The 5216-nt window shown below is 64.6% G+C and carries 3 protein-coding genes; all 3 read left to right on the top strand.

Annotation, left to right across the window (positions count from 1 at the left end; all coding sequences use genetic code 11):
* Positions 1 to 277 precede the first annotated feature (277 nt).
* The 3 genes from polA to AC30NL_RS13515 are packed head-to-tail and all read left to right on the top strand — an operon-like array spanning position 278 to position 5031.
* Positions 278 to 3049 (top strand): DNA polymerase I, encoded by a 2772-nt coding sequence (polA, locus tag AC30NL_RS13525; RefSeq protein WP_489464523.1) that lies wholly within the window; start codon positions 278 to 280, stop codon positions 3047 to 3049.
* Positions 3050 to 3104: 55 nt separating this feature from the next.
* The gene (locus AC30NL_RS13520) at positions 3105 to 4361 is read left to right on the top strand and encodes a lipoprotein-releasing ABC transporter permease subunit (RefSeq protein ID WP_489464522.1); all 1257 of its coding nucleotides are present in this window, start codon (positions 3105 to 3107) and stop codon (positions 4359 to 4361) included.
* A complete protein-coding gene (locus AC30NL_RS13515; protein ID WP_489464521.1) occupies positions 4354 to 5031 on the top strand; it encodes an ABC transporter ATP-binding protein in 678 nt (225 codons plus the stop codon). Before AC30NL_RS13520 ends, AC30NL_RS13515 begins: the two co-directional genes overlap by 8 nt.
* Positions 5032 to 5216: the final 185 nt, after the last annotated feature.

The raw sequence follows: 5216 nt of genomic DNA, 5'->3' as shown, positions 1-5216 counted from the left end.
CCACTCCTCACCACCCGTTTGGCGATGAAGAGGGCGGGGCTGACGCATGACAAGTTCATGTTTGCTCAGAGGCCCAGGCCCCTCACCCCAGCCCTCTCCCCCGAAGGGGCGAGGGAGCAATGCAGGCCAGCTCGCTGTGGCCCGTTTCGAAGTAATGCGGCTCCCTCTCCCCCGGCGTCCCAGAGGGAGAGGGGGCAATGCGGAGATTGCTTCCAGGGGCTTGTAGGGAACTGAGAGGGCTGCGACCCGGCTTACGTCCATACCCGACAATCGCCCGATGACCGATACCACCGAAACCGACCCCAGCACCTTGCTGCTGGTGGATGGCTCCAGCTACCTCTACCGTGCCTTTCATGCGCTGCCCGATCTGCGCAGCCCGGACGGCTTTCCAACCGGCGCGATCCACGGCATGGTGGCGATGCTGAAATGGCTGCGCGACAAGATTCCCTGCGAGCACGCAGCCTGCGTGTTCGACGCCCGGGGCAAGACTTTCCGCGACGACTGGTACGCCGAGTACAAGGCGACGCGCGCGTCGATGCCCGAAGACCTCGCCTTGCAGATCGCACCCATCCATGAGGTTGTGAGACTTTTGGGCTGGCCCGTGCTGGAGGTGCCCGGCGTTGAGGCCGACGACGTCATCGGCACGCTCGCGTGCGCGGCTGCAAAGGGCGGGCACAAGGTCGTCATCTCCACCGGGGACAAGGACCTCGCGCAGCTCGTCACGCCGCACGTGTCGCTCATCAACACCATGAGCAAGCCCCCCGAAGTCCTCGATGTCGAAGGCGTGATCGCAAAATTCGGCGTGCCGCCCGAGCGCATCGTCGACTACCTGACGCTCATCGGCGACTCCGTGGACAACGTGCCCGGCGTCGAGAAGGTGGGCCCGAAGACGGCGGTGAAGTGGATCGCCGAACACGGCTCGCTCGACGCCGTGATTGCCAACGCGGCCAACATCAAGGGCGTCGTCGGCGACAACCTGCGACGCGCGTTGGACTGGCTGCCGCAAGGCCGCCGCCTTGTCACCGTGGTCACCGACTGCGATCTCAGCGGGCACGTGATGGACTGGCCGGAATTCCAGTCGCTGGCGTTTCGCGACGCGAAGCGCGAAGAGCTGCTCGAGTTCTATAAGCGCTATGGCTTCAAGACCATGCGCCGCGAGATCGAAACCGAACTGGCGGGCGACGCCGCCATTGCCGGCGGCGACCTGTTCTCCGAAGCCCCGGCGCAGGTGGCCGCTCCCATCGCGAAGCGCTACGACACCGTCGTGACACGAGATGTGCTCGAAGCCTGGGTCGCGAAGATCGAAGCCGCGCCGCTCACCGCCATCGACACCGAAACCGATTCGCTCGATCCGATGCAGGCACGCATCGTCGGCATCTCCTTGGCCGTCACGCCCGGCGAAGCGGCATACATCCCGCTGCTTCACAGCTATGCGGGCGCCCCCGATCAATTGCCCTTGAATGAAGTGCTCGCGCGGCTCAAGCCCTGGTTCGAGAACCCGAGGGCGCCCAAGGTCGGGCAGAACATCAAGTACGACACGCACGTGCTCGCCAACGCCGGCATCGACGCGCAAGGCTATGTGCACGACACCATGCTCCAGAGCTACGTGCTCGAAGCGCACAAGCCGCACAGCCTCGAAAGCCTGGCCGACCGCCACCTGGGCAGAAAGGGCTTGAGCTACGAGGACGTGTGCGGCAAAGGAGCCAATCAGATTCCTTTCGCGCAGGTCGAGGTGAATCGCGCGGCGGAATACTCGTGCGAGGACAGCGAGATGACCTTGCACGTGCATCAGACGCTGTGGCCGCGCATCGAGAACGACGCGGGTCTGCGCAGGGTGTATGAAGACATTGAAATGCCGGTGTCGAACATCCTGAAGCGCATCGAACGCAATGGTGTGCTCATCGATGTCACTGTGTTGCAGGCGCAGAGCCACCAACTCGGCGAACGCATGATTGCGCTGGAGCAGGAGGCCCACGAGCTGGCAGGCCAGCCCTTCAACATCGGCTCGCCCAAGCAGATCGGCGAGGTGCTGTACACCAAGCTCGCCATGCCTGTGTTGAAGCGCACCGCGAGCGGAGCGCTGAGCACGGACGAAGAAGTGCTCGAGAAGCTCGCCGAGGACTATCCGCTGCCGGCGAAGATCCTCGAACACCGCAGCCTGTCCAAGCTCAAGGGCACCTACACCGACAAGTTGCCCTTGATGGTGAATGCGGCGACCGGCCGCGTGCACACCAACTATGCGCAGGCCGTGGCAATCACGGGTCGTCTGTCGAGCAACGAGCCGAACCTGCAGAACATTCCCATCCGCACGGTAGAAGGCCGGCGCGTGCGCGAAGCTTTCATCGCCCCACCGGGGCATGTGGTGCTGAGCGCTGACTACTCGCAGATCGAGCTGCGGTTGATGGCGCACATCAGCGAAGACCCGAACCTGCTGAAGGCTTTCGTCGAAGGCATGGACGTGCATCGCGCGACGGCGAGCGAGGTCTTCGGCGTCGATCCGCTGCAGGTGACGAGCGAGCAGCGGCGCTACGCCAAGACGATCAACTTCGGTCTCATCTACGGCATGAGTGCGTTTGGCCTGGCTGCGAGCCTGGGCATCGAGCGCAGCGCGGCGATTGCCTACATCGAGCGCTACTTTGCGCGCTACCCCGGTGTGAAACGCTACATGGACGAGACCAAGGCGTCGGCCAAGGCGAGCGGCTATGTCGAGACGGTGTTCGGCCGGCGACTGTGGCTGCCCGAGATCAACAGCCCGAACGGTCCGCGCAAGTCGGGGGCGGAGCGGCAGGCGATCAATGCGCCGATGCAGGGCACGGCGGCCGACTTGATCAAGCTGTCGATGATCGCCGTGCAGAAGGTCCTGGACGAGCAACAGCGCGCCACGAAGATGGTGATGCAGGTGCACGACGAACTGGTCTTCGAAGTGCCCAATGCGGAGCTTGACTGGGCACGCACCGAGGTGCCGAAAATCATGGCATCGGTGGCGGAGTTGAAGGTGCCGTTGCTGGCCGAGGTGGGGGTGGGGCAGAACTGGGATCAGGCGCATTGAACGTCCGACGCCTGGAGGAAGTGACGATGCTCGCCTCAGGTAGCATCGCCTCCCAATGAACTTGCCCTACGAACTCCAGATCGGTTGGCGATACACGCGGGCCGGCCGTGCCGGTCGACGCAACGGCTTCATCTCCTTCATCTCCGGCGTCTCGATGCTGGGCATTGCGCTTGGCGTGGCGGCGCTCATCATCGTGTTATCGGTGATGAACGGCTTCCAGAAGGAGGTGCGCGACCGAATGCTGTCGGTGGTGGCGCACATCGAGGTCTACCAGTCGCAAGGCGATGCGTTGCCCGACTGGCATGTGCTGGCGGACAAGGCGCGCGAGAACAAGGCGGTGGTGGGTGCCGCGCCGTTCATCGCGGCGCAGGCGCTGATCGCGCGAGGCGACGACATGCGGGGAGCCATCGTGCGGGGCATCTCGCCCAATGACGAGGCCACGGTCACCGACCTCGTCGCTGCCACCAAGGACAGCACCTTCGGCAAGCTCCAGCCGGGTGCATGGGGCATCGTTCTGGGCGGCGAGCTCGCCCGCGCGATGGGCGTGAAAGAAGGCGATCAAGTGACGATCGTTGCACCGGGCGGACAGATGACACCAGCCGGCGTGGTGCCGCGCCTCAAGCACATCACCGTTGTCGGTACCTTCAATGCCGGCCACTACGAATACGACAGCGGGCTCGCGTTCATCCACGTCGACGATGCGGCGCGGCTCTTTCGCGTGGCGGGCCCGACTGGCGTGCAACTGCGACTGAAGGACGTCCACGCGGCACGTGAAGTCGCGGATCAACTCGCCGGGTCGCTCGGACCCGACGTGAACGTGCGCGACTGGACGCGTACCAACCGCAACTGGTTCGAGGCGGTGCAAGTCGAGAAGCGGCTGATGTTCATCATCCTCACGCTGATCGTCGTGGTGGCGGCATTCAATCTTGTGTCCACGCTCGTGATGACAGTGACCGACAAGCAGGCCGACATCGCGATCCTGCGAACGCTGGGTGCGAGCCCGAAGTCCATCATGGGCATCTTCATGGTGCAGGGCGCAGCAGCCGGCGTGATCGGCACGCTTGCGGGCGTGGCGCTCGGGCTCCTGGTCGCGTTCAACATCGACGTGATCGTGCCCGCCATCGAGCGCGCGCTGCACGTGAGCTTCCTGCCGGGCAGCATCTACCTCATCAGCCGCATGCCCAGCGATCCGCAAAGCACCGACATCGTCCCCATCGTCGCGATTTCGCTCGTCCTTGCCTTCGTGGCGACCCTTTACCCGAGCTGGCGCGCAAGCCGCGTGCAACCGGCGGAGGCGCTGCGCTATGAGTGAGTCCGTGATCCGCGCGCTGAACCTGCACAAGCGCTTCAAGGAAGGGCCGCTGGACGTCCATGTGCTGCAGGGCGTGGACCTGTCGGTGCAGCGCGGCGAGACGGTCGCGGTGGTCGGCGCATCGGGCTCGGGCAAGAGCACGCTGCTGCATTTGCTGGGCGGCCTGGAAGCGCCCACTGACGGCACGGTCGAACTGCAAGCCAAGGACTTCGCGCACATGGGCGCGACCGAGCAAGGCGATTGGCGCAACAAGCACCTCGGCTTTGTCTACCAGTTTCACCACCTGCTTCCGGAGTTCACGGCGCTCGACAACGTGGCGATGCCGCTGCGCATTCGGCGCATGACGACACTGCAGGCGCGCGACAAGGCGCAGCAAGTTCTCGCCAGCGTGGGCTTGGCCGAACGGGTTCACCACAGGCCGTCGCAGCTCTCCGGCGGCGAGCGTCAGCGTGTGGCGATTGCGCGGGCCTTGGCAGGAAGCCCCGCCTGCGTGCTGGCGGATGAGCCGACTGGGAACCTCGATCGCGAAACGGCGGACGGGGTGTTCAAGCTGATGCTCGACTTGGCGCGCAAGCAAGGCATGGCTTATGTGATGGTGACGCACGATGAAGCGTTGGCACGCAAGTGCGATCGGGTACTGCGCTTATCCAAGGGGCGCCTGAGTTTGTAGGCCGGGTGAAACCCTCTCCGTTGCCCCAGCAAGCTCCGCATACGCCCTCTCCCTCTGGGGGCGGGGGGAGAGGGTTGGGGTGATGGGTCTCCCCAAAAAACACACTCATCTCCATCAAGGTAGCCCCACGGCCTCCACCATCGCGCGCAACTGCTCGACCCGTCCCCGCCCACTCGTTTGGCGAT

The sequence above is a fragment of the Rhizobacter sp. genome (genome assembly GCA_021153565.1).
GTDB lineage: Bacteria > Pseudomonadota > Gammaproteobacteria > Burkholderiales > Burkholderiaceae_C > Albitalea.
The sequence above is the reverse complement of the archived record's forward strand: the minus strand, read 5'-3'. Positions and strand labels throughout refer to the sequence as shown.